Annotated in this window: 19 protein-coding genes; 9 read left to right on the top strand and 10 right to left on the bottom strand. The window is 61.7% G+C overall.

Going from position 1 to position 24496, the window contains the following annotated elements:
- Positions 1 to 24: 24 nt before the first annotated feature.
- Entirely contained in the window at positions 25 to 1491 is a 1467-nt protein-coding gene (locus tag CHU95_RS23105) for a hypothetical protein (RefSeq protein ID WP_281255175.1), read from the top strand.
- Positions 1492 to 1662: 171 nt separating this feature from the next.
- Here the strand turns inward: CHU95_RS23105 and CHU95_RS17970 are convergent, their stop codons facing one another.
- Positions 1663 to 2136, bottom strand: coding sequence for a hypothetical protein (locus tag CHU95_RS17970; RefSeq protein WP_133065568.1), 474 nt, complete (start codon positions 2134 to 2136; stop codon positions 1663 to 1665).
- Between the two features lie 200 nt (positions 2137 to 2336).
- Here CHU95_RS17970 and CHU95_RS17965 point away from each other — a divergent pair, with 200 nt between their 5' ends.
- Positions 2337 to 2678: a helix-turn-helix domain-containing protein gene (locus tag CHU95_RS17965; protein WP_245838381.1), complete on the top strand. Its 342-nt coding sequence runs from the start codon at positions 2337 to 2339 to the stop codon at positions 2676 to 2678.
- A gap of 36 nt (positions 2679 to 2714) precedes the next feature.
- A complete protein-coding gene (locus CHU95_RS23100) occupies positions 2715 to 3998 on the top strand; it encodes a calcium-binding protein (protein WP_094457694.1) in 1284 nt (427 codons plus the stop codon).
- A gap of 84 nt (positions 3999 to 4082) precedes the next feature.
- Here CHU95_RS23100 and gatA read toward each other — a convergent pair whose 3' ends face one another.
- Positions 4083 to 5564 carry an Asp-tRNA(Asn)/Glu-tRNA(Gln) amidotransferase subunit GatA gene (gatA, locus tag CHU95_RS17955; RefSeq protein ID WP_094457693.1) on the bottom strand — a complete coding sequence of 494 codons (1482 nt, stop codon included), beginning with the start codon at positions 5562 to 5564 and terminating at the stop codon, positions 4083 to 4085.
- Positions 5564 to 5866 carry an Asp-tRNA(Asn)/Glu-tRNA(Gln) amidotransferase subunit GatC gene (gene gatC, locus CHU95_RS17950; protein WP_094457692.1) on the bottom strand — a complete coding sequence of 101 codons (303 nt, stop codon included), beginning with the start codon at positions 5864 to 5866 and terminating at the stop codon, positions 5564 to 5566. The genes gatA and gatC overlap by 1 nt, the downstream gene beginning before the upstream one ends.
- Positions 5867 to 5963: 97 nt before the next feature.
- On the opposite strand from gatC, the gene ruvX reads away from it, so the two are divergent.
- A complete protein-coding gene (gene ruvX / locus CHU95_RS17945) occupies positions 5964 to 6476 on the top strand; it encodes a Holliday junction resolvase RuvX (RefSeq protein ID WP_094457691.1) in 513 nt (170 codons plus the stop codon).
- 93 nt (positions 6477 to 6569) lie between these two features.
- Here ruvX and CHU95_RS17940 read toward each other — a convergent pair whose 3' ends face one another.
- The 4 genes from CHU95_RS17940 to lpdA form a co-directional block, all read right to left on the bottom strand.
- The gene (locus tag CHU95_RS17940) at positions 6570 to 7328 is read right to left on the bottom strand and encodes a formylglycine-generating enzyme family protein (RefSeq protein WP_094457690.1); all 759 of its coding nucleotides are present in this window, start codon (positions 7326 to 7328) and stop codon (positions 6570 to 6572) included.
- 144 nt (positions 7329 to 7472) lie between these two features.
- On the bottom strand, positions 7473 to 8147 hold the full coding sequence (locus tag CHU95_RS17935; protein ID WP_094457689.1) for a caspase family protein: 675 nt from the start codon (positions 8145 to 8147) through the stop codon (positions 7473 to 7475).
- Positions 8148 to 8393: 246 nt separating this feature from the next.
- Positions 8394 to 9659 carry an HNH endonuclease gene (locus tag CHU95_RS22170; RefSeq protein WP_133065567.1) on the bottom strand — a complete coding sequence of 422 codons (1266 nt, stop codon included), beginning with the start codon at positions 9657 to 9659 and terminating at the stop codon, positions 8394 to 8396.
- Between the two features lie 271 nt (positions 9660 to 9930).
- Positions 9931 to 11340 (bottom strand): dihydrolipoyl dehydrogenase, encoded by a 1410-nt coding sequence (lpdA, locus tag CHU95_RS17925; protein ID WP_094457687.1) that lies wholly within the window; start codon positions 11338 to 11340, stop codon positions 9931 to 9933.
- A gap of 307 nt (positions 11341 to 11647) precedes the next feature.
- Between lpdA and CHU95_RS17920 the strand changes: the two genes are divergently transcribed.
- Entirely contained in the window at positions 11648 to 13069 is a 1422-nt protein-coding gene (locus tag CHU95_RS17920; protein ID WP_094457686.1) for a methyl-accepting chemotaxis protein, read from the top strand.
- Between the two features lie 6 nt (positions 13070 to 13075).
- Here CHU95_RS17920 and CHU95_RS17915 read toward each other — a convergent pair whose 3' ends face one another.
- The 3 genes from CHU95_RS17915 to CHU95_RS17905 all read right to left on the bottom strand — a co-directional run bounded on the left by CHU95_RS17915 (position 13076) and on the right by CHU95_RS17905 (position 18476).
- On the bottom strand, positions 13076 to 14437 hold the full coding sequence (locus CHU95_RS17915; protein WP_133065566.1) for a hypothetical protein: 1362 nt from the start codon (positions 14435 to 14437) through the stop codon (positions 13076 to 13078).
- Positions 14438 to 14612: 175 nt separating this feature from the next.
- Positions 14613 to 17111 (bottom strand): penicillin-binding protein 1A, encoded by a 2499-nt coding sequence (locus CHU95_RS17910; protein WP_094457684.1) that lies wholly within the window; start codon positions 17109 to 17111, stop codon positions 14613 to 14615.
- A 111-nt stretch (positions 17112 to 17222) separates the two neighbouring features.
- On the bottom strand, positions 17223 to 18476 hold the full coding sequence (locus CHU95_RS17905; RefSeq protein WP_245838380.1) for an N-acetylmuramoyl-L-alanine amidase family protein: 1254 nt from the start codon (positions 18474 to 18476) through the stop codon (positions 17223 to 17225).
- 578 nt (positions 18477 to 19054) lie between these two features.
- Between CHU95_RS17905 and CHU95_RS17900 the strand changes: the two genes are divergently transcribed.
- The 4 genes from CHU95_RS17900 to CHU95_RS17885 all read left to right on the top strand — a co-directional run bounded on the left by CHU95_RS17900 (position 19055) and on the right by CHU95_RS17885 (position 24486).
- Complete coding sequence (locus tag CHU95_RS17900) at positions 19055 to 22114, top strand: ribonuclease E/G (protein ID WP_094457683.1); 3060 nt, start codon at positions 19055 to 19057, stop codon at positions 22112 to 22114.
- Between the two features lie 168 nt (positions 22115 to 22282).
- Positions 22283 to 23017: an SDR family NAD(P)-dependent oxidoreductase gene (locus CHU95_RS17895; protein WP_094457682.1), complete on the top strand. Its 735-nt coding sequence runs from the start codon at positions 22283 to 22285 to the stop codon at positions 23015 to 23017.
- Positions 23018 to 23308: 291 nt separating this feature from the next.
- Complete coding sequence (locus CHU95_RS17890) at positions 23309 to 23938, top strand: hypothetical protein (protein ID WP_094457681.1); 630 nt, start codon at positions 23309 to 23311, stop codon at positions 23936 to 23938.
- Positions 23935 to 24486: a hypothetical protein gene (locus CHU95_RS17885; RefSeq protein WP_094457680.1), complete on the top strand. Its 552-nt coding sequence runs from the start codon at positions 23935 to 23937 to the stop codon at positions 24484 to 24486. The genes CHU95_RS17890 and CHU95_RS17885 overlap by 4 nt, the downstream gene beginning before the upstream one ends.
- The last annotated feature ends 10 nt before the right edge of the window (positions 24487 to 24496 follow it).

Below are 24496 nucleotides of genomic sequence, written 5' to 3'. Positions count from 1 at the left end.
CGCAGGGGGGCGGATTTGGGCGACGTGCTGCGGTTCATCAGGGCCGTGACGCAAACCGGCTACTGGACCAACCAGGAGAAGGCGGAGCTTTTCCGTCTGGCCGAGGAACTGTCTGGCCAAGGGTCCGGGATCGAAACCGCGACCGGGATCAGCGACAGCGGTGATCCATGGTTCATTGTGTATGATGCGGCGTCCGGCGATGTGCTGGTGCATGTGGCCCGCATCGCCGGCAAGTTTGTTGTGCATGACATGTCGGGTGACCTGCTGCTGGAGGGCAGTGATCTCCGCCGCCTGGTCAACCGGGCCTCGGGACTGGAGGCAGCGGAACTGGCGGGTGGTGGATACAATAACATCGTGGTGCTGGCGGCCTTGACGCTGGTGGTGGATTTTTTCCTCAATACCGAAAGAGCCGAAGCCAGCCCCGACACGGGCAGCGAGCTGCCGCTGGCCTTTGCCGTCGACGCGACCCTCTCCGCCCCGCAGGACCTGCCGCCGCCTGACAGCCAGGCCGCTGACAGACCCGGCAACAGTGAACGTGCGCAGGGACAATGGTCTGTTCTACCGGTGCTGGGCGAAAGTTTGATTCTGACGGCGGCAGACGGCCATTTTGGCCAGTCACCGGGCGCTTTACGCCCCAGCCAGGCTGCCGCCAGCCCCGCCCCTGCCCGTCCTGAACCAGCCGCCCCCTATGGTGCCGCCCTCCCTCCCCTGGAGTTGAGCGGCAGCATCGGAAATGACACAGTACGCGGCGGGGCCGGCAATGACACGCTGCACGGCGGGGATGGCAATGATCTGCTGCTGGGCGGTGACGGCGATGATCTGCTGATCGGCGGGTCGGGCGACGATACACTGGTCGGTGGGGATGGCCGGGATACGCTGGACGGCGCCACCGGCAATGACACGCTGCTGCTGGATGCTGCTGACATTGCCTATGGCGGTCCTGGTTCCGACCGGTTCGTGGTGACCGACAGCCTGCTTAGCCAGTGGGTCAGCCTGACCCAAGCCGGCACAAAGGTCGCCTTTTCTGACCATGTGAAGGATTTCAGCTTCGCCGATGGCGACCAGTTGTCCTTCCGTCTGAACCTGTGGCAGGTGACGGTCGATCTCATCCAGACCAGCCGGCCGGTCTCTCCCCCCAATTCCGGTACAAAGATCAGCGACCCGGACCAGCCGGGGGATGAACTTGAGACTGGCCGCGGCAACGGAACTGGCGAAGGTGATGTCGGCATCACATCGGGCTGGGATGAGACCGGCATCAGCAGTCTTTTGCCGCCAGGACCGTCGCAGAAACCGGATATCGTCATACCGCCAGTGACCGAGGTCCAATTGGACACCGATAATGACGGCGAGATTGATATCATTATTTCTGTGCGCCCCATCACCTCCGACAGCGATGAACTGTCACTGGACGGAGATGATGCCCCGAGCCCGGTGATGGGTTTCGATGTTCTGGGCCTGGCGGGTCGCCTGCCCGCCGATGATTGGGGCTAACCCGCTTCAACCCGTCGCGTGGATCGCCTATGCCATCCTGACAGAGGGGCCTGCCCCGTCGTGTCGTGCCCCACCGCCCGGCCTCCATTGCCTGTGATACCACCGGTCAAAAGCCTTGACCGGTGGTACCCGCGCCAACGGGCGCGGTAGCGGCCCCGGTGGCGCAGGGAGTTAGATCCAGCCGGCGCTGAACCCATCCAGCGCAGCACCGGACAGGGTGACCGGGTCGACGGCCAGACGGCCCGCATCCCCCGTCACCGGAAAGGAAATAGCCGCAAGATCGGCCGGTTCCAGCAGGACGGACGACCCGTCCAGCAATGTCAGGGTTACGCCGCCATCATCGTTAAGGACAAAGGACTGGAAACCGAACCCATCCGTACTGACCAGTTCTGACGGCAGCAGGCTGGTCCAGTCCAGACTGGACAGGTCAATCTTCCCGAGTGTCAGCGCGCTGAAATCAAAATCTACCGTGAGCGGCTGCACGCCGAAGAAATTATCGTCGAAGATCGGCAGAATGGTGATCAATCCCTCATCACCCGGCAACGGGAAGGGCAGGATCGTCACGTCGCCGTCGGCCGGCCCCAAGAGCAGGCTGGTAATCTGGATTTCGCCGGTCATTGGCGGCGTACCGTCAATCACGAACATTGTGTTCTCCATAAACAAACAGGGTTGCACGATCCGGACGCCGGTCAGGTTCCCCCCCGAACGTCGCCATCGCGTTATCCAGTAATCTTGAAACATGATTTTGCTGTCAATCATTTTTGAAACTATGATTTATGAATTTCATTCTTGCGCATGTTCCACCCCTATGCCAGCTTTGCAGCCAGCAGAGGGTGGAGGCGGTGATGACCATGGAGCCGGAGAAGCGGGGCAAGGCCGCAGGAGTGGACAATCCAAAAGCCAGACTGACCAAAGAACTGCGCAAGCAGGCCGGCAAATGGCTGTCTGCCCGGCGCGAGGCCGCGGGCATGACCCAGGCGCAGTTGGCTGAACAGGTGGGCTATCGTTACTACACCTTTGTCAGCCAGGTGGAAGGCGGCCATGGCCGCGTACCCTCTGAACATTTTGAACAATGGGCGGACTGTGTCGGGGTTCCCCATCAAGAATTCGCCCGCCAGCTCCTGCGTTTCTATGAACCGGATGTCTATCGCCTGCTGTTTCCGGGTGATGGCGGCCTTCCTGCCTGAACCATCGGATCGACGCGTTTTTTGGGGAGAGCGCAGTTGGGCGAATTGTTGAACTTTATCCGGACCCTCCGACAGAGCGGCCACTGGACCAATCAGGAAAAGGCAGAGTTGTTCCGCCTGACCGATTCCCTGTCGGCGGACAGGATCGAGATTGAGACGGCAATGGGGATCAGTGACCAGGGCGATCCCTGGTTCGTCATCTACCATGCCAAGACCGGCAATGTGCTGGTGCATGTCGCCCGTATTGGCGGCACCTTTGTGGTGCATGATATGTCGCGCGACCTTCTGGTCGAGGGTGATGACCTGCGGCGCCTGTTGAACCAGGCGTCCGGACAGGACCTGTTCGCCGAGGCCCAGAATATTGGGGTATTGGCGGCCCTGGCGCTGGTGGTGGATTTCTACCTGTCAACAGAGCCGGCCATCGCGGCAGAAACAGCCGATGCCGCGATGGTCGACGCCATGGCCCCTGCCGCGCTTGCATTGAGTGCCAGCCCGGCGACAGAAAGACCCCTGTCGTTCAGACATGCCCCGCTGCCGGTCAGCACGGAGGAGAGCGACCGCTCACAGGCCGGCATGCAGACCCTGCTGACCAGGTCGTCCGACCTGATCCTGGCGGACAAGACACTGGCCGCCGAACTGCGGTCGGCGGACGGGACGCGATTAACTGTTCCCATGTCCATCACATCGGTACTGGCCGACGCTGACACTCTGTCGCTTTCTGCACCCCCTCCCCCCCCGGTCCCGGCCCTGACCCTGCGCGGCGGCGAGATGCATGATCTGCTGATCGGCAGCCAGGGCGATGATCTGCTGATCGGTGGGGCTGGCAATGACACGCTGATCGGCGGCGGCGGACGGGACACGCTGATCGGGGGAGACGGGGATGATATGCTGGTCATCGATCTGTTGACGGTCGCCCATGGTGGTGACGGCGCCGACCGCTTTGTCATTACCGACAATCTCGTCGGCCACTGGGTGGCACTGGCGGAACAGGGTGGCACGGTGACCCTGCATGATCAGGTCAGGGATTTTTCCGTGACCGAGGGCGACCGCCTGATTTTCAGGACCCATGATTGGACCGTGACCATCCTGACCGGCGGTAGCGGCATCGCCCTGCCCCTCGATGATGGCCGCTTTACCGGGACCAGCGTGGATATCGATATCAATGGCGACGGGCAGATCGACACAACCTTGAATGTGGTCGGCAATAGCAGGCTGGGCCCGAACGCCGATGACCGGCCAGACGCGGTGACGGGGTTGGGCACTGTCACCCTGTCTGGCCTGCTGCCCAGTGCTGCCCTCGATACCGGCTACTGGGGTTAACAGCCCCACCCCAGAGCCGGGAAAGCAAAGGCCCCGCCGCTGACGAGCGACGGGGCCTTTGTGTTTTCCACCTGTGCTGAACGCTCAGCGGCAATAAGGCGGCAGCGGCTGCGGACCTGCGGCCTTTTCGATCACATCCGCCACGCGCAGCAGCGTCTCCTCATCAAACGGGCGGCCGATCAGCTGCAGACCCAGCGGCAGACCATCAGACGCCAGACCCGCCGGAACCGACATGCCGGGCAGACCGGCCAACGAAGCCGGCACCGTGAAAACGTCGTTCAGGTACATGGCGATCGGGTCGTCCTGCTTTTCCCCGATCGCAAACGCCGTGCTGGGCGCGGTCGGCGTCAGCAGGATATCGCACTGCTCAAAAGCCTTGGTAAAATCCTCGGCAATGCGCGCGCGCACCTTCTGGGCCTTGAGGTAGTACGCGTCGTAATAGCCGGCCGACAGCACATAGGTGCCGATCAGGATACGGCGGCGTACTTCCTTGCCGAAGCCCTCCCCGCGCGTATTCTCATACATCTCCGCCAGATCCTTGCCCTCAACCCGCAGGCCAAAGCGCACGCCGTCATAGCGGGCGAGGTTGGAGGAGCATTCAGCGGGTGCCACCACGTAATAGGTGGCCAGCGCGTATTTGGTGTGCGGCAGGCTGACCTCAACCGGCGTGGCACCCGCCGCCTTCAGCCATTCGATCCCTTGGCTCCAGACGCGCTCAATCTCCACCGGCATGCCATCGACGCGGTATTCCTTGGGAATGCCGACGCGCAGGCCCCGGATATCGCCGGTCATGGCGGCCAACAGGTCCGGCACCTTCATATCGACGGACGTGCTGTCCTTCGGGTCAAACCCGGCCATGCTTTGCAGCATCAGGGCGGCATCGCGCACGGTCCGGGTCATCGGGCCGGCCTGGTCCAGCGAGCTGGCAAAGGCGATGGTGCCCCAGCGGGAGCAGCGGCCATAGGTGGGCTTCAATCCGACGATGCCGGTGAAGCTGGCCGGCTGGCGGATCGAACCGCCCGTGTCGGTGCCCGTGGCGGCAATGGCGAAGCGGCCGGAGACCGACGCCGCGGACCCGCCCGACGAACCACCGGGCACCAGCTTACGATCCGCACCGGCCGGGTCCTTGCCGGTCCAGGGGTTCAGCACGGGGCCGTAATAGCTGGTGATGTTGGCCGACCCCATGGCGAATTCGTCCAGGTTCAGCTTGCCCAGCATGACCGCACCGTCACGGAACAGGTTCTCCGTGATCGTGCTTTCATATTCGGGCTTGAACCCGTCCAGAATATGGCTGGCGGCGGTGGTCAGCACGCCCTTGGTGCAGAACAGGTCCTTGATGCCCAGCGGCATGCCGTCCAGCGGCAGGTTCGTCCCGGCCGCATAGCGCGCGTCGGACGCCTTGGCCTGCTCCAGCGCAATGTCCGGCGTCTCTGTGATAAAGGCGTTCAGCGGGCGCGCGGCCTCGACAGCGGCGATGTAGGCGTTGGTCAGTTCCAGCGCCGTGAAGTCCTTGGCCTTCAGCCCGGCAAGGGCTTCGGACATGGAAAGATGGGTCAGGTTGGTCATTATTCGACGACCTTGGGCACGGAGAAGAAATGTTCGGTGGCGTCAGTGGCATTGGACACAACCTTGTCCGGATAGCCACCATCATTCACGATGTCGGGCCGACGGCGCAGCGTCTGCGCCGCGACGGAGGTCATCGGCTCCACCCCGTCCGTATCGACCTCGCCCAATTGCTCGACCCAGTCGAGCAGCTTGTTCAACTCGCCCGCCAGATGTTCCTGCTCTTCGGCGGGAACCTTGATGCGGGCAAGATGGGCGATCTTCGCCACGGTTTTGGCGTCCAGGGTGGCCTTGTCCTGCGACATGGTGCTAAATCTCATCCTTGCTGCGGGCAATCGTCCCAGCCGTCCGCCGTTATGGAAGACGCGGGCGTGAAAGCGGTCAGGAAGCTAGCATCCCATCATGTCCATCCGCAACCTTGTGGAACTGAAAGCGGTCATGCCGCGCCATGCACGCCTTATCGGGCTTGATATCGGCGAAAAAACCATCGGCATGGCGGTGTGTGACCCCGGTTTCACGGTCGCCTCGCCCATTGGCACCATCCGGCGCACAAAGTTTACGCAAGATGCGCAGGAACTGGCCCGCGCCATGAAGGACCGCGACGTGCGCGGCCTGGTCATCGGCCTGCCTGTGAACATGGACGGGACAGAGGGGCCACGCTGTGAGTCGGTGCGCGAATTCGCCCGCAATCTGCTGATCCGGCCGGAGCTTTTCGGCAAGGTAGAGCCCGAAATCGCCTTCTGGGACGAACGCCTGTCCACCTCTGCCGTCGACCGCATGATGATCGAGTGGGACATGACCCGCAAACGGCGTGACGAGGTGGTCGATAAAATGGCCGCCGCCTACATCCTGCAGGGCGCGCTGGATTATCTGAAGAAGGCAGCGGAAGCAGAACAACCGGACGAGGAGGCGTGAGGCGGAAGCTTCCGCGTAATTCACGACATCCATGGCTGATCCTCCGGCAGACAGGAGAATTTGTACCATTTCTTGTACAGGCAAGAAAACCGGCTATGGGACCAGCGACCGGGCCAGACGGAATCCCAGATCATTGCCCCGGTCCTTGCGCTGGTCCTTGGCAAGATTGGCGGGGCGAACGCCGGAGATGGGGTTGTCCCGCGACCCGCCCCGGCGCACCCGCTCCTTGCAGGTGCCATTGGTGGCCGCCGAGCCGTCGGTCGGGGCGATGGCAAAGCTGCCATAACAATCCTCCACCCATTCCCGCACATTGCCCAGCATTTCATGCAGGCGCAGTTCATTGGCCGGCAGGCTGCCGACAATCACGGTCTGGCCCCGGAATGTCTCCTTGTTGTCGGTCTTGTAATTGACACTCATGGGCGTGATCAGCGCCAGGTTGATGTCCCGTCCGGCCGAGCGCGCGGCATATTCCCACTCCGCCTCCGTCGGCAGGCGGAATCGGTCAGGTCGACCGGTCAGGCCCAGCTTGCCATTCAGCCAGTTGATATAGGCCTGGGCGTCTTGCCAGCTGACATTCACCACCGGCTTGCGCCCCCGTCCCCATCCTTGGTCGGGCGGTGCATAGCCATTGCACCCGCCCTCGGCCCGGCATTCATCCCATTCCTGAAACGTCACCTCGAACTGACCGATGGCGAAGGGATGACGGATATCGACCCGGTGCAACTCCTCATCCGGCTCGCGTCCCGGCTCGCCAATGGCGCTGCCCATCATGAAGCTGCCGGCGGGAACCACCACCATGCTGGGGCAGAAGGGACAGTCCTGGAAGACGGAACCCGGCGGAGAGCTGGCCATGGCCTGCAGCGATTGTGTGCTGCGGGCCGCGTACCGGGTGCGCTGCTGGCCCTGCCGCCATTCAGGCTGTCCAGCCGGTTGCGCGCCAACCCGACAAAGGTGCCGTTGGGAAAGCGCTCAATATAGGCCTGGAAGTCGGCGGCATTATTGCTGTTCTTGATGGTCTTCCCAGAATGACAGTTCCAGGGCGGTACCGCCCGCTGCGGGCATGGCGGGATCGGCGGCAGCGACCAGCGTGGCCGCTGGCACCGCCTTGGTGGAATAGGAAATCAGCGTATTGCGCCCTTCCCCATCCACCACGGACAGGCCGGCCCCCATCTTGGCCGACCGGGTGCCCCCCGCCTGCGCCAGCTTGGCGACAAAGGGATTGTCGCGGCAGGCATCCAGGATGACCAGACGCAGCACCTGACTATCGGGCACCCGCGTCATGATCTCATCCAGGGCCAGGGCCTGACGCTGTAAATCCAGTTCATGTTCAAGCCGCGCATCCACCGGCAGCAGGAAATTCTGACCGTTAATCTGCATGCCATGGCCGGCATAGAAGATAACCGCGATATCCGCCTTTTCGGCCAGCGGCTGAAAGCGTTTCAGGGCGTCCAGCATCTGCGGCAGGGTCAGGTCCACCCCCTCCAAGACATTGTAGCCCATGCGGCGGAGTGCGGCGGCCATGGCACGCGCGTCGGATGGCGGGTTCGGCAGGGCCGTCACCTCCTGATAGGCGCCATTACCGATCACCAGCGCCACATTCTGGCCCGCCTGTGCCACCGACACCGACACACACAGGAAAAGGCCGGTCAGAACAGCCACAATGCCACGCATATCCCACCGCTTGCCACGGCCACAGCAAAGGCGTGCAAATGACTGACATCACCACGCCTTCGCCGATGCAGGCTATATTGGGCAATGGCAGGGAGAAGATGCAATATGAATATAGACAATTCATGAGTCATGAGTACGCTGAATACACCAATCATTATCGATTCATGCATTTCGTAATAAGTGTATTCAGATCTCTATATTATACTTCACAAATCTTACCTCGATTTAATTTAAAAACCATAAACACTACCAAAGATACACACCACCATTATGCCCATGCTTCGCATGAACATTCATATCAACAAGAACCATGTAATATGGTGTTTCAAGATGGTGCCAGGTCCAGTTACCCTTACGAAGGTTCGTTGTATAGGATGCATAGGGCTTCCCCTTGCTCTGGGCATATAGGTAATCCCCCAACGCAAAATGCTGGGCTCTGTCTGTTTTATTAATAGCAACGCCAGCACTAGCTAAATTTACACAACTGCCGCCCACAACCGGATCTGACCATTTCGTATGACTTTCTGTAGTCTCAAAGTTAATGGAACCTTTTCCATCTAGCCTGTAGGCAACATCTTCAAATTTGCCATAATTGCTGCTGTTATAATCTTTTGGACCAGATAAAGTTCCACCAGTCCGTGCATACTGAATGACAGGAAAACGCTGAAATAGACCAGGCGAATTAAACTGATTAAAATTTCCAGCATATGCAGGGACATTATTGCGTAGATAATTTTCTATTTCGTAAACATTCTCATACTGATATAAATCACCGTGACATTCTTTATTTTCACTTACTTCATTATCGGCAGAGCGACGCAATCTATTTCGTGAATCCTTTACATTTATTTTACCTGCCTTCTTTGCCCTCTTCTTTGTAATATCACCATCCTCTTGCCGGCCATCACGCTTTCGCGAATTTTTGCTTTTCGGGACTAATTTATCAGCTTTATCCCTACTGAAGAAGTTTGATATTTGATTATGCAGAATCCGCCTGTCTTTGCGCGGGCGGAGATACCCTTCACGCAAATAAGGCCCATTTTGCACCTCGTCATCCTCATAAAGTGGCTCGTCATCATTGTCGATGCCCTCATGATAGGTGCTAACCAACTGAAATGGCAGATACGCCGCCATCTGGATTGGATTTATCATATGCACCTGCAGGCTCTCAACGCCGCCTGCGCTATTTCCAACACCAGTGGAGGCCGCCTTCTCCCCTGGATTGATACCGCGCATGTCCAGCAGATTAGCCCCCGTTGTGACGCGTCGATGGTCAGGCAAAGCAACCGTGTCAATGGCTGTCCTTTGCGAGGCCGGGGTCGGCGTCGGGGAACCTTTTTTTAATCGACGACGCTGGTAGGCTTCCAAATCCACCCCCAAAGCCGATACGTTCAATCGTCTCAAAATATCAGAAAAAAGCTGAATTAAAAGCCTCTGATTGATATACATATACGATGCAACCAGTCGTTTTGATGTTAAGTTAATTAATAAAACATCTTTTGCATGTGCCACAAGCTCACTTGGATGAATTCATGTCCATGCATAAATCAAAGACATGTCAACGGACGATCATAAGAACCATTAGAACTAATTTCGCGATATACAATAAATATAAAAAGAAAAGAAACGCTGACTCATCAATGTCGATGGGGAGACTTACTTTAAGGTTCCGGTAAAGAATCCTGTTTCAGGATATAATTATGTTACGAGCATTTAGATTTACTTAAAAAAATGGGGCGGCACTTTTGTGCCACCCCCGTTTCATTGCCTCTGGTTTGCCTGCTCACATATGGATGGCGCGACCATCCACGGCGAGCGCCGCTTCCTTGATGGCTTCGGTCAGGGTCGGGTGGGCGTGGCTGGTGCGGGCGATGTCTTCGGCCGACGCACCGAATTCAATGGCCAGACCCAGTTCTTCGATCATCTCACCGGCGGACGCACCGATGATATGGGCGCCCAGGATGCGGTCGGTCTTGGCATCGGCCAGGATCTTCACGAATCCGTCGGTGGCATTCATCGACCGGGCGCGGCCATTGGCAGTGAAGGGGAACTTGCCGGCCTTATATGCCACACCGTCTGCCTTCAACTGCTCTTCCGTCTTGCCGACCGAGGCCACTTCCGGCCACGTATAGACGACGCCAGGGATGGCGTCATAGTTGATATGGCCGGTCTGACCCGCCAGGATTTCTGCGAAGACCACACCCTCTTCCTCGGCCTTGTGGGCCAGCATGGCGCCCGCGACCACGTCGCCGATGGCATAGATGCCGGGCACGTTGGTCTGGAAATGATGGTCGATCTTGACGCGGCGGCGCTCATCCAGCGCCACGCCGACGGCTTCCAGGCCCAGGCCGCTGGTAAACGGCCGGCGACCAATGGCGACCAGGACAATATCGGCTTCCAACGCCTCAGCATTACCGCCGGCCGCCGCCTCGATGGACAGTTTCACCACCTCGCCCTCGGTCACGGCGGACGTGACCTTGGTGGAGGTTTTGAAGGACAGGCCCTGCTTGCTCATGATGCGTTGCATCTGCTTGGACACTTCACCATCCATGGTCGGCAGGATGCGGTCAAAATACTCGACCACAGTCACCTGCGCACCCAGGCGCTGCCAAACCGAACCCAGCTCCAGGCCAATGACACCGCCACCGATCACCACCATCCGGCCCGGTACCGTGTCCAGCGCGATGGCGCCGTCGGAGGACACGATGCGCTTTTCATCAATGGTCACGCCGGGCAGCGGCGCCACCTCGGAACCGGTAGCGATCAGGATGTTTTTGGTCGCCACCTCTTCGGTGCTGCCATCGTCCTTGGTGACAGTGACAATGCCGGGGGCTTTGATGGAGCCCAGGCCAAGGAAGCGGGTAACCTTGTTTTTCTTGAACAGGAAATCCACGCCGGTGACGTTGGACTTCACCACCTCATCCTTGTGCTTCATCATGCCGGGCAGGTCCAACTCCACGCTGCCGACCTTGACGCCAAAGGCACCCAGGTGGTGCTTGGCCTCGCTGAATTTTTCAGACGCGACCAGCAGAGCCTTGGACGGGATACAGCCAACATTCAGGCAGGTGCCGCCGAGCGTCTTGCGCTTTTCCACGACCGCGACGCGCATGCCCAGTTGGGACGCGCGGATCGCGGCGACATAACCGCCGGGACCGGCACCGATGACAACGAGGTCGAACTGCGTATCCGCCATTTGAATGACCATCCGTTTTTGTGCGACCCCGTCCAGGGTCCTGGGATTTGTTCGCGGGATTTATGGCAATCCCCGGCGCATCTGTCCATCGCGCGGCCCTGGGGACAGATGCCGCCGATGCACATGGCTGCATAATACCAGCATCATTGATGAAATAATTCCAGGATTTACCGCTGACCAAGTCTCTTCTATCGACCAAAGACCATATGCCTTCGGACAGGAAAGGGTGCCATAATTCTTCGGTGCACCGAAAAGCCGGGTTCCACCAATGCGGGGGAACAAATGGCGCACGGATCCGGGAGGAATAATGGATAACGCGGTCACCGGACGGGAAACCGCCCCCAACACGGATCGAACCCGTACTGCCATCGCCGAACTGGCGCAGGAGGTGGGGACGCTGGGTGTGTCAATTGCTGATGTCGCGGGCCATGTTGGCGACGTCTCAACCCGCATCGCGCGACAGGCCGCCATTTTTGAGGAATTGCGGCGGCAGGCCCATGAAATGTCCGCGGGGACCACAGCGGTGACCAGCGCTGCGTCGGCGGCCCGCGAGGTTTCGATGCGTGCCCGCCGGGAAGTTGCGGAAAGCCGGTCACAGGTTGATCACGCACTGGCCGATATCCGCGCCCTGGCGGAGGATGTGAACGGCATCGAAAGGCAGCTTGCTGGCCTTACGGCAGCGTTGAACCGCGTGGGCCGGGTAGCCGCAGAGATCAATACCATCGCCAAGCAGACCAACCTGCTGGCACTCAACGCCACAATCGAGGCGGCACGGGCCGGTGATGCCGGGCGGGGTTTCGCCGTGGTCGCCACCGAGGTCAAGGCCCTGGCCAACAAAACGGCGGAGGCAACGCAGGAGATTGACGCCACCATGCGCGATCTGGGTGAACAGGTGAAGGCCCTGTCTGCCCAGGGCGCCGCCGGTGCGGCCAAGGCCACCGCCGTGCGCAATGACACGACCCGCATCGGCGATGTCATGACCCTGCTGGACAAGGCTATGGCCGAGGTGGACAACCAGCAGGACCATATCGACCGGTCCGCCCGCACCATCGCCAGCAGCATTGGCGCCGTGGAAAGCGGTATCGACGGGCTGGCCGGCGATGTGAAGGACAGTGCCGGCAGCCTGTCGGTGGCCGGCGACCGGCTGAACAAGCTGCTGGCGACCTCGGAACGGTTGATCGGACACAGTGCCGAACTGGATGTGGAGACAGTGGACACCCTCTACATCCGCACCGTCAGGGACCTTGCCGGCCGCATTTCGGCCGCCTTTGAAAAGGCGGTGGCGGACGGTACGGTCACGGTCGCCGACCTGTTTGATGACAATTATCAACCTGTTCGTGGCACCGAACCGGTCCAGCACCGCACTCGCTTCACCGACCTGACCGACAGGCTGTTACCTGATATCCAGGAACCAGCCTTGACCCTGTCGGACAAGGTGGTCTTTTGCGCTGCCGTCGACCGTAACGGTTATCTGCCCACCCATAACCGGAAATTCAGCCAACCGCAGCGACCGGGTGACGTGGCCTGGAATACGGCCAATTGCCGCAACCGGCGCATCTTTGATGACCGTGTGGGTCTGGCCGCCGGGCGCAATACCGCCCCGTTCCTGCTTCAGGCCTATCGCCGCGACATGGGTAACGGCACCTTTGCCCTGATGAAAGACTGCTCGGCCCCCATCATGGTCGCCGGTCGGCATTGGGGCGGGCTGCGGCTGGCTTATCGGGTGTAAACCCGGTTACCGGCGCAAGCGTCGCTCCAGTTCCGTCACCGCTTCGGCCTTGCCGAAGGCCCGGCACATTTCCAGGACCGGGGCGATGTTGGAAGCGGTCGTGTGGCGCGCCTGTGGGGCCATTTCGTGGCTGCGCAGATAGCGGTCGATATTGTCAATCGCCTTATCGCCCAGTCGGATACGCAGCTTGTGTGCCCGGCTTGCGCGCTCACCCGTATCGATCAGCAGCAGCAGCAACGGATAGATGCCGGCCAGCGGACCCAGCACGTTGATGGCCCGGATGCGTTTGTCCGCGGGCCCCATCAGCACATCATGCAACCAGTCAATCAGCGCTTCGCCCAGCCGCTCGACGCTGTCAAAACCCAGCCGCCCGCGCAGCAGGGCGGATAACCCATCCGCTCCCGCCCCTTCCGGCCCAAAAAGCGGGATGCGGCGCAGGCGGGTCGCCAACCGGTTCAGCAGGAACACCCGGTCCGACAGGTCCAGCAACACTTCTGCCGGCTGAATACGCGGGGGACGGGCCAGGAGGGTGGCCGTATCAGCCGCAATATTATCCAACCGATGGTGCAGCCATTGCAGCGCAAGGCCCGAAGGCTCTGTCATCGTGTCGAAATAGAAAGGAAAGGCATCGATGACATCCACCGGGTTGGGTGTCATCTCAAACAGGTGCAGGACATACAGATCGAACTGTGTGTCCAGCAGTTCAAAGACGCTGTACCAGTTGCTGTACAGCCGCAGGGCTTGCACCTGATCGGTTTGCCGGGCCTGCGCCTGCTGGAAATACCGGACATTGGGCATGACCAGCCGGTGCCATTTCAGGACGCGGGCCATGAAGCGCACCACCGCTGTTTCCGCCGCCGACAGTTTCAGGCGGGCGGGAATATTGATGGCATTGTTCAGGATAAAGGCCGCCAGATCGGTAATCTGATGCGCCACCTGATCCAAGGCCAACTGGTCCTGATCAAAACAGGCGGTCAGATGGCGGCGACGCAACTGGTCCACCAGATCGGCATTGGCCGCTTCCACCAACGCCCACAAAGGGCGCAGCAATCGGCGTGGCACAATCCAGGGCACGCCCGATACCACCTCCGTCTGGTCGGTGAGGAACCGTTCCAGGGGGCGCCAGCACATGCGTTCCACCGACCCCACCCGTTCGGGCCGCACCTGCCGCAATCGGGGGCGCAAGGCGGACAGAAGGTCTGGCATCGCCCCTTCCAGCACCCCCTGAAACTCCAGCGACCGGGCCAGATGCTGCACATCGGCATCCGACAGGGCTGCCAGCCCTCGGCGCAGAGCCTCGGCCCCGCCCGCAGTACGGACAAGATGCAGGCGGGTGAATGAAAGCGGCGTCTGTGGGTCTGCGGGCATGGATGGCTGGGCGGCAAATGGGCCGGCACTATACAAAGCTGTCACAGCCTGTCAAACAGCCAACACGAAGTCAAAGACGGTTAAGGATCGGTTTAAGGCAAGAGATCAAGGACAGCATGTCTTGACGCGGCTCAACATCCACTGAACCGAATGCGAAAAGGCTATTCAGGCGGCGTCAGTAGACGCCCCCCGTACCGGTACCCACGGTGGGCTGTGGCTGGCCCGGTATGGCCGCACCCGCCGGCTGCCCCTGGACAAAACCGGCACCGGCATCGCCGCCATCCAGCACACCCTGCTGACCTTTGGGTTCCGTTCCAGGGATAAACCCTTCCCAGATGGCGTTGCGCTGACCGGGGCTGGCCGGCTGCCCCGTCTCCGGATCGACGCGGACCATCTGTAATCCTGGCGGCACACGGAAGGGTGTGGCCGGCGCATCCTTCAGGGCGGCCGTCATGAAATCCTTCACGATGGGAACGGCGATGGTCGATCCGCTTTCATGATCACCCATGGACCGGGGCTGGTCATACCCGACAAAGACACCCACGGCCAGGTCGGGGGAAAAACCCACAAACCAGGCATCCATGGCGTCATTGGTCGTTCCGGTCTTGCCGGCCAGCGGTTTGCCGATCTCGCGCAGCCGCACGCCGGTCCCGCGCTGGACCACGCCCTCCAGCATGGAAACAACCTGATAAACCGTGCGCGGATCGGCGATCTGCTCCCGCATATCGGGGATCAATGGCAGCGTGGCGGGATCCGCCGTAAAGGTGGTTTCGCCCGGTACTGCCACCGCCCCGGCAGGGGCCGCTGCCGGCAAGACGGTCTGACACCCGGCACATTCGCGCATGTCATGGCGGTAAATCGTCTTACCTGCCTTGTCCTGCACCCGGTCAATGAAGCTGGGTTCGATCTTGCGCCCGCCATTGACCAGCATCGAATAGGCGGCTGTCAGGCGCAGAACCGTGGTTTCCCCCGCGCCCAGCGCCATGGACAATGTCGGCTGAAGATCATCCTTGATCGCGAAACGGCGGGCCACATCGACCACCGGTTCCATACCGGTATATTGCGCCAGCCGCACCGTCATGACATTGCGCGACTTCTCGATCCCGACACGCAGGGGGGTCGGGCCATAGTATTTTTCAGAGAAGTTGGAGGGTTTCCATTTGCCCAGCCCCCCTCCCTGATCCAGGGCAAAGGGCGCATCCAGCACCAGGGTGCTGGGGGTGAAACCCTGATCCAGTGCCGCAAGATAAACAAAGGGCTTGAAGGCGGAACCTGGCTGGCGCAGGGCCTGTGTGGCACGGTTAAACACGCTGATCCGGGCGCTGAACCCGCCCGACATGGCCAGTACCCGGCCAGTATGCGGGTCCATGGCAACCAGGGCGCCCTGCACCTCGGGGATCTGGCGCAGACCCAGGGTCCGGGCCTTCTCATCCAGCGGTTCGACCAGTACCACCTCACCCGGCGACAGGGCGTCCGACGCCTTCTGGATCGTCGGGCCGACAAACTTGCCGTCCTTGACCTTCCGCGCCCATTTCAATTCGGACAGCGGGATCTCCCCATTGGACCCATCGGCCAGGCCCATCACGGCCGTTTCCGCCCCGACAGACAGAACCACGGCCAGATCCCATTCCTCGCCACCCGGCGGGGTACGGACATCTTCAAGCTGTTCCTGCCAGCCTTCCAGGTTTTCAAAGCGGGTCACCGGTCCACGCCAGCCATCACGCCGGTCAAAGGCCAGCAACCCGTTGCGCAGCGCGGTGGAGGCCGCTGCCTGGATATCCGGATCCAGTGTGGTGCGTACCGACAGACCGCCAGCATAAAGTGTCTGCTCACCATAGAGCTTGGCCAGGTCACGTCGCACCTCCTCGACGAAGTAATCGGCGCGGATATTGCTGTCATTGGACCGGTCGGCGAAGGTCAGCGGTTCCGCGCGCGCGGCTGCTGCTTCGTCCTGGCTGATATATCCATCCTCCTCCATGCGGCCGATGACATAGTTGCGGCGTGCGATGGCGGCGTCGCGATGCCGCTCGCGATAATAGCGGTCCGGCGCTTTGGGCAGGCTGGCCAGGAACGCGGCCTCGGCAATGGTCAGTTCGTCCAGGGATTTGTTGAAATAATTCAAGGCCGCCGCCCCGACGCCATAGGCGCGGTTGCCCAGAAAAATCTCGTTCATATAGATTTCAAGGATCTTATCCTTGCCCATCGCCTCTTCGATGCGGCCGGCCAGAATGGCTTCCTTGATTTTGCGGACATAGGACACTTCGTTGGACAGCAGGAAGATACGGGTCACCTGCTGGGTGATGGTGCTGGCGCCGATGGGCCGGCGGCCCTGGCCGATATTCTTCACATTCTGAAGCTGCGCGCGCATCACCGCGACCCAGTCCACGCCATGATGGCTGTAGAAATTCTGGTCTTCCGCAGAGATGAAGGCGTTGCTGACCCGCTTGGGAATGGCGGCAAACGGCACGAAGACGCGCCGCTCGCTGGCGAACTCCGCCACCAGACGCCCGTCGCCGGCATGCACGCGGGTGGCGACCGAGGGGTTGTAATTGGCCAGCGTCGTATGGTCGGGCAGATCCTTACTGAAATAGACCCAGGCGCCCCCGGCGGTGGCTACACCCAGCACGCCCAACGATACCCCGGCGATAGCCAAGCCCTTTACGACGCGATTCATAATCCCAACCCCTGATGGCCCCTGGCGGGACCGCATCAAACCATGACGGTGACAGCCCGAAGACCGGCATCGTTTCGCCATTAGTACAAGATGACGCGGATTATGTCGCGGTCATGGCCGCAGCGGCACCGCGTTGCCGGTAAAGTAGCCATCCACCGCACGCAGCAGTGACCCGGCCATCCGTCTGCGGTGGGCGTCGCTGCCCAGCAGTTTGGCATCCTGGCTGTGCGACAAATACCCCATCTCGACCAGGACAGCCGGCACGTCGGGCGCCGTCAGCACCGCGAACCCGGCAGAGCGCAGGGGGCTGGGCAGCACCGCGATACTGGGGTCCAGGTTTCTTAACACCAGTGAGGCAAAGCGTCGGGACTGGTTCATGGTGTCGCGCTGCGACATGCCGATCAGGATGGTGGCAATGTCAGCCGACTGCACCGACAGGTCCATGCCGACAATGGCATCGGATTGGTTCTCGCGCTGGGCCAGCATCTCCGCCTCACGATCGGACGCCTTTTCCGACAGGGTATAGATGGACAGGCCCCGCACCTGCTTACCCGTGATGCTGTCGGCATGCAGGGAAATAAACAGGTCGGCCCCCTTTGTGCGGGCGATCGCGGGGCGGTCACGCAAAGGGATAAACTGATCTTTGTCACGGGTCAGGGCCACGCGGTAACGGCCCGTGGCCAGCAACTGCCGGCGCAATTCCTTGGCCATGGCCAGCGTGATGTCCTTTTCCCGCAACCCGTTCAGCGCAATGGCACCGGGGTCCTGTCCGCCATGGCCCGGATCAATGACAACCAAAGGCAGTGACGGCTTGGCCTTTTCCTTGGACATTGGCGGTTTCAGGGTGCCGGCGCTGACCGGGGTCATGGCAGAACCTTTACCCGCCACCCCTGCGGCCAGGTCCATGACAAAACGCGGCGGCATGCCATCGCGCGGCGGGATCACTTCGGCCAGCAGCACCCGTACCGGTGCAGACGTGCTTAAGATCAGGCGCAATTGTCCCGGTGACGCACCGGGCCGGACGGCGATGGCCCTGACCAGCCCCTTGGCCGCCGGCAGCGGCGCGTCCAGTGCCGCTTCCATCTCCACCGTCACCCCCTGGCTGTCCGGCAGAATGGCAAAGGGCGTGTCGCGGGTCAGTTCCAGGACAAAACGGGTCTTGTCCCCATGATCGCCCAGACGAGCCGCCCCAATGCGGGCCGGGGCCGGCAACATGCGCGCCGACGCCACGGATGCGGTTTGCACTGGTGCCTGTGCCGGGCTGGCCGGGGCCAATGCCAGGCACAGAAAAAGGGTTGCCAAAAGCAAGGACGCTTTTGACAGGATGCGCGCGGCCAAGGCCCGGAATGCCCGGTAATGCGGCACGGCTGCCCTTCCCCCCAATGGCCGACTCGATGATCACGGTATATCGACCCGGCACTATAAACACGAGGAATCAGGGACTTCAACGCCTATCATCAACCAAAGCCTTAATAGCGCCTCACCACCGATCCGCCCTGGCCGGGAATCGGTGAGAACATTCGTGCCTCGTGCGATTCTATCGTTGTGGAATGGGGGGCGGAATGTTTATGGTGACAACCGCGACAGACCGCGCTTCGCCAGGGCCCTGAAACGGGCATCGGCGTCGCCCTTGGGGACCCGCCGCCGGCCATGCTGCCGACTGGGGCGCCCCCCTGGATGTGACGCCACACGGGTTCGACCCCAACGGAGCGCGGTGTAGTGGAAACCTTGGGGCTGGCCTGTTCGGTTCATCCGATGCAGACCCGGCACCGGCGCTGGTCCATCCTGGCTGCTTCCGCCTGATCCTTTCGGGACCTGGGCGGCAGGCGCTGTTCGATGACCCTTCCCGCCGGTACCGACAGGTCCCTCACCGCAAAGGTGGCAGGGTCCATCTTCCGTCCCGTCGCGCGGAAGGATGGCCGCCCTGGTCACGGGGAAGACATATGGCCAAGCGTATGCTTGTCGATGCCACGCATCCGGAGGAAACCCGGGTCGTTGTGGTGAATGGTAACCGCCTGGAAGAGCTTGATTTTGAGATCGCCTCCAGGAAACAGCTCAAGGGCAATATCTATCTCGCCCGGGTGATCCGGGTAGAACCGTCGCTTCAGGCGGCCTTCGTTGAATATGGCGGCAACCGCCACGGCTTCCTGGCCTTTTCTGAAATCCACCCCGATTATTATCGTATCCCGGTGGCTGACCGCGAAGCGCTGCTGCGTGAGCAGCAGGAACTGGCGGAGGAGCGGGAGGCCCGCGCTGAGCAGGGCGAGGACCTGGACGATAACGGCCATGTCGAAGATGCCCCCCCTGCTCCCCCGCCGGAGGAGATCGGTGGTGCTGCACCGGCCCCGATCGTGGCCGAGGAGCTGGGCGATCACGCTGCTGTCGACCGGTCGAACGAGGTTGTCGAGTCCGGCGATGCGGACGGTGTTGCCGCCGAGGATGAACATGCCGGCGGCGATGCCGATGGCGAAACCTCGGATGTTGGTGAGCCTGGCTCGCCTTTTGTGCACTCGTCCGGCCGTGAACGTCCGCGCCGTTACCGCCCGCAGGCCGCACAGGCCGAAAGTGGCGAAGACAGCGTTGAGGAAGAGGTCGAAGAACGCCCCTATCAGCCGCCGCAGCAGCAGCGCCGCCGGCCGCTGAAATCCTACAAGATCCAGGAAGTCATCAAGCGCCGCCAGATCCTGCTGGTGCAGGTGACGAAGGAAGAGCGTGGCAACAAGGGTGCCGCGCTGACCACCTACCTGTCGCTGCCCGGCCGTTACGCCGTGCTGATGCCCAATACCCCGCGGGGCGGCGGGATCAGCCGCAAGATCACCAACCCGGCCGACCGCAAGCGCCTGAAGGAGATGCTGGAGGATTTCGACATTCCGCCCGGCATGTCGGTGATCCTGCGTACCGCCGGCATTGAACGGTCGAAGCCGGAAATCCGTCGTGACCTTGAATATCTGATGCGCCTTTGGGACAGCATCCGCGAGACGACGCTGCAATCCGTCGCGCCGGCGCTGATCTATGAGGAAGCAAACCTCATCAAACGCACCATCCGCGACCTCTATTCCAGCGACATTGACGAAGTGCATGTCGAAGGTGAGGCCGGTTACCGCGTGGCCAAAGACTTCATGCGCATGCTGATGCCCAGCCATGCCAAGAAGATCCAACTCTATAACGATCCCTCGATTCCGCTCTACCACCGGTTCCAGGTCGAAGGCGCCATTGAGACGATGTTTAACCCGATCGTGCAGTTGCGGTCGGGCGGTTACATCGTGATCAACCAGACCGAGGCGCTGGTCGCCATCGACGTCAATTCGGGCCGTTCTACCAAAGAACGCAATATCGAAGAGACAGCGGTCCGCACCAATCTGGAGGCGGCGGAAGAGGTGGCTCGCCAGTTGCGCTTGCGCGATTTGGCTGGCCTGGTCGTTGTCGACTTCATCGACATGGAAGACCCGCGCAACAACGCGGCGGTCGAGAAGCGGCTGAAGGACTTCATGAAGGCCGATCGCGCCCGTATCCAGTTGGGCCGGATCTCTGCCTTTGGCCTGCTGGAACTGTCGCGTCAGCGTCTGCGGCCGTCCTTGCAGGAAATCAACTTCGAACGCTGCCCGCATTGCCAGGGAACTGGCATGGTCCGCAGCCTGGAAAGTGCTGCCCTGGCTGTGCTGCGCGCGGTGGAGGAAGAGGGCATCCGCAAACGGTCGGCGGAGATCACGGTTACCTGCGCCAGCCACGTCACGCTCTATATCCTGAACCACAAGCGTGAGGCGCTGGCGGATATTGAGCGTCGTCATGGTCTGCGGGTTTACCTGCAAGCCGATGACAAGATGATTGGCCCCAGCCACCATATTGAACGCATCCGCGCCCGCACCGCTGCCGACGAGGTTGCGGCCATGGCCCCGGTCAGCGCCGAACGGGTGATGGCCCAGACCGAACGTGCCATCGAAATTGAAGAGGCGGAGGCTGAAGCCGAGGCCGAAGCCGCCGATGCGGAGGCAGAGGGCGCCGAAGAGCCGGCAAGGCCCCAGGGTCGTCCTGAGTCGCGTGGCGACCGGGAGGATCGCGATGGCCGTGGACGCCGCCGCCGCCGCCGCCGCCGTCGGGGTGAACGCGGCGATAATGGCACTGCCCCTGAGGCGGGTGACGTCGGTGACACCGATGACGATGGCGAGGGTGACGACAGCGAGGAGGCGGAAACGCCGGCAATCGCTGAGGCGGCTGTCGGTGACAGCGCCGTGGTCGTCAGCGAAACGCCCGCTGCCCCGGCTGCCAGCGATGATGACGAAACCGCACGTGGCAAGAAGCGCCGTCGTGGCAAACGCGGCGGTCGCCGCCGGGGCCGCCGTGAAGACGGCACCGTCAACGATGGCAGCGACGGCAGTGATGAGACCGGTGACGACGGCGAGGATTCGGGTGACGAGCCGGCTGTGAGCGAGGCGGAGCGCCTGGTCGAAGCCGCACCCGTTGCGGAAATCACGCCGTCCCCGGCCGCAGAGCCCCCGGCCCCGGCGACTGAGGAAGCCCCGGCGGCCAAGAAGCGTGTGACCCGCAGCCGCAAGAAGCCCGTTGAGGCCGAAGCCGCGCCGGCCGAAGTCACCGTCGAACCGGCGCCAGTACCGGTTGAGGAAACGCCGGCCCCAGCGGCAGAGGAAGCCCCGGCAACCAAGAAGCGCGCAACCCGCAGCCGTAAGAAGGTTGTGGAAGCCGACGCCGTAACGGCCGAGGCGCCCGCCGCCGTGGAAGCCTCGCCAATCGTGGCGGCGGAAGCCCCGGCAACCGTCGCGGAAGTGGTGCCGGCTGCCAAGAAACGCGCAACCCGCAGCCGCAAGAAGGCGGTGGAAGCCGAGGCCGCACCGGTGGAAACCGTGACGCAAGCCGTCGTCGAACCGGTGGCAGAAAGCCCGACGGTCGCGGAAGCTGCGCCCGTGCTCTCGCCGGCCGCAGCCGCCACCGAAGTGAACCCACCGGTGGAAAAGCCCAAGCGTGGCTGGTGGAGCCGCAAATCGTAAGGCTTATTCCGCCTATGCAATGAATAAGGGAGGTGCTCAGGCACCTCCCTTTTTTCATATCGCTGCCGCAATGATGTCCAGCAGAGGCAGAGCGGCGATCCGCCGCTTTCCCAGAACAGCCGAATGCGCTAAGCACGGCGTCCGAACGGAATTCTTCAGAGACCCGCCATGACCGGTTCCTCCCCCCTTCTCTCCCCGCGCCTGACGGGCCGCGTCGCCCTTGTCACGGGCGCCTCTCGCGGCATCGGTGCTGCTGTGGCCGAACAACTGGCGCGTGAAGGCGCGCATGTCGTGCTGCTGGCCCGCACCCTGGGTGCGCTGGAGGAACTGGACGACCGGGTGAAGGCCTTGGGTGGTGCCGCCACCATCATCCCGCAGGACCTGATGGACAGTGCCAAGCTGGATAATCTGGGGCCCGCCCTTTATGAGCGGTTTGGCCGTCTGGATATCCTGGTCCATGCGGCGGGTCAGTTGGGGACCTTGGGCCCTATCGCCCATTCCGATCCCAAGGACTGGGACCGTGTGATGGGCGTGTCAATTGCCGCTGGCATGCGCCTGATCCGCACCACCGACCCGTTGCTGCGTCTGTCCGATGCCGGTCGGGCGATCTTTCTGACCGACCGTGTGGGCCGCGAACCAACTGCTTACTGGTCGGCCTATGCGGCATCGAAGGCGGCATTGGACATGATGGCCCGGACCTGGGCGGCCGAAACGCTCAATACCAACCTGCGCATCAATCTGGTGGACCCCGGTCCCGTCGCCACTTCCCTGCGCGCCAAGGCTTTTCCGGGAGAGGACCCGGCAAGCCTGCCGAGCCCCGCAGACGCGGCCCGTGCCATTGTGGAATTCGCCGTGCCAGCCTGCGCCCTGCATGGCGAACTCATTGATCTGCGTACGGCGTGACACCGGTCACAGCTTCGGGCCGACAGCGCGGATAGGGTCTGGTGACTGACCGTTCCCCGTTCAGTGGCTGGGTGGGTTCCATCCCTTTTTCCCACCCCGCCGACGACCCCGCCTTAAACCCGCCGCCCCCACCCCGGGCTGGCGGGTTTTCTTTAACCGGGGTGGCGCGTTGTTCCTTTCACCGGGAAAGCCACCGTTGGTTGGGACCAACAAAGCCTTCCGCCCATGCCGGGCTTGCGCCTATAGTTGGCGGCGCGGCACGGGCCGCTTTCGGGATCGGGATCGTCACAGATGATCGAGAAATTGACCGAAGCCGCGATCGCCTTTTTTGTGATCTCCGGGCTGGCCTATCTCATCGGTGCCGGCATCGCGGCGGCGGCGGAAAATACCGTGCGCAAGCGACAGGAAGGGGCGGGTCTGGATGGGCGCCTGCAACGACTGATGATCCTGGCCCAGCGTCTGGAGCAACGTAAGGAAAAGATGCTGCCGAACCTGGTGAAGCTGGACGCCGAGGTCAAATCGGCCCGTCGCCGGCAATACATGGTCAATAAAAAGCTGCTGGACCTGAAAACAGCACGCTCTCAGTTGATGCGGGTTCTGGGGGAAGAGGATGGTTTCCTGCGTGCTGAACGCCCGGCGCGTAAATTCATCGCCCAGGTGGTGAACCGGCATGTCCAGCGGGCCCAGATGGAGCAGAAGGAGCATCCATTCCTGTCCCGTGCATGGTCGCGCACACAGCAGGCAGTGATCTGGGCGCCCACCGTCGGCGATGCAAAAATCCTGGCCGAAAAATCATTCCCACCGGCCACCGGCTTTTTTATTGCCGAAATCACCGAACCGCATAGCGAAGGGGATGAGTTGTCCGCCCTGGAACAGGCCAAATTGGCAGCACTTACCCAGGAAGGGGCTGCGTCCCCATGATCGCCGATCGTCTTTTCGACCTGCTGCCCCTGATGTTTGGGGTTCTGGGGGGCGGTGTTGTCGCGGTGCAAATGATGACCCACACCCGCCAGCGCCTGCGACGCAGCCGGCGGCAACATGAGGGGCAGCATAACCGCGTCACCGCCGCCAGCCGGGGGGTGCGGGAGCGTGCCGCCACCACGCTGGCGCTGCGTCGGGAAGAACAGCAGATGCGAAGGGAACTGGCGCGCCTGAACCAGCAGATCGAGGACGGGGAACGTCAGGCCGAACGGGAAAAGGCCACGGAGTCGCAGATCTATGTTTTCGACGAGCGCAAGAACATGGGCGACCAAGCCTATGTGTTCCAGATCAGCCACACGGATTTCAACAGCTTGGCGCGCAACGCCCCGGACGAGGTGGTAAAATCCTGGCGGTCTGGTCGCCGGTATATGGTGTGGGCCGCCAGCGAAAAAATGGCAATGGCCAAGGCGGGCATGCGCTTCAATGCCGACAAGGGCTATCGTGTCAGCGCCCCGGCCCCCTTTGAAGGCGACCCGGAAGCATTCTGAAAACCACTGT

Origin of the sequence: Niveispirillum lacus, from assembly GCF_002251795.1 — a bacterium.
In the GTDB taxonomy this organism is placed as follows: domain Bacteria; phylum Pseudomonadota; class Alphaproteobacteria; order Azospirillales; family Azospirillaceae; genus Niveispirillum; species Niveispirillum lacus.
Note: the sequence above shows the minus strand (reverse complement) of the source record. Positions and strands in the feature narration are given on the sequence as shown.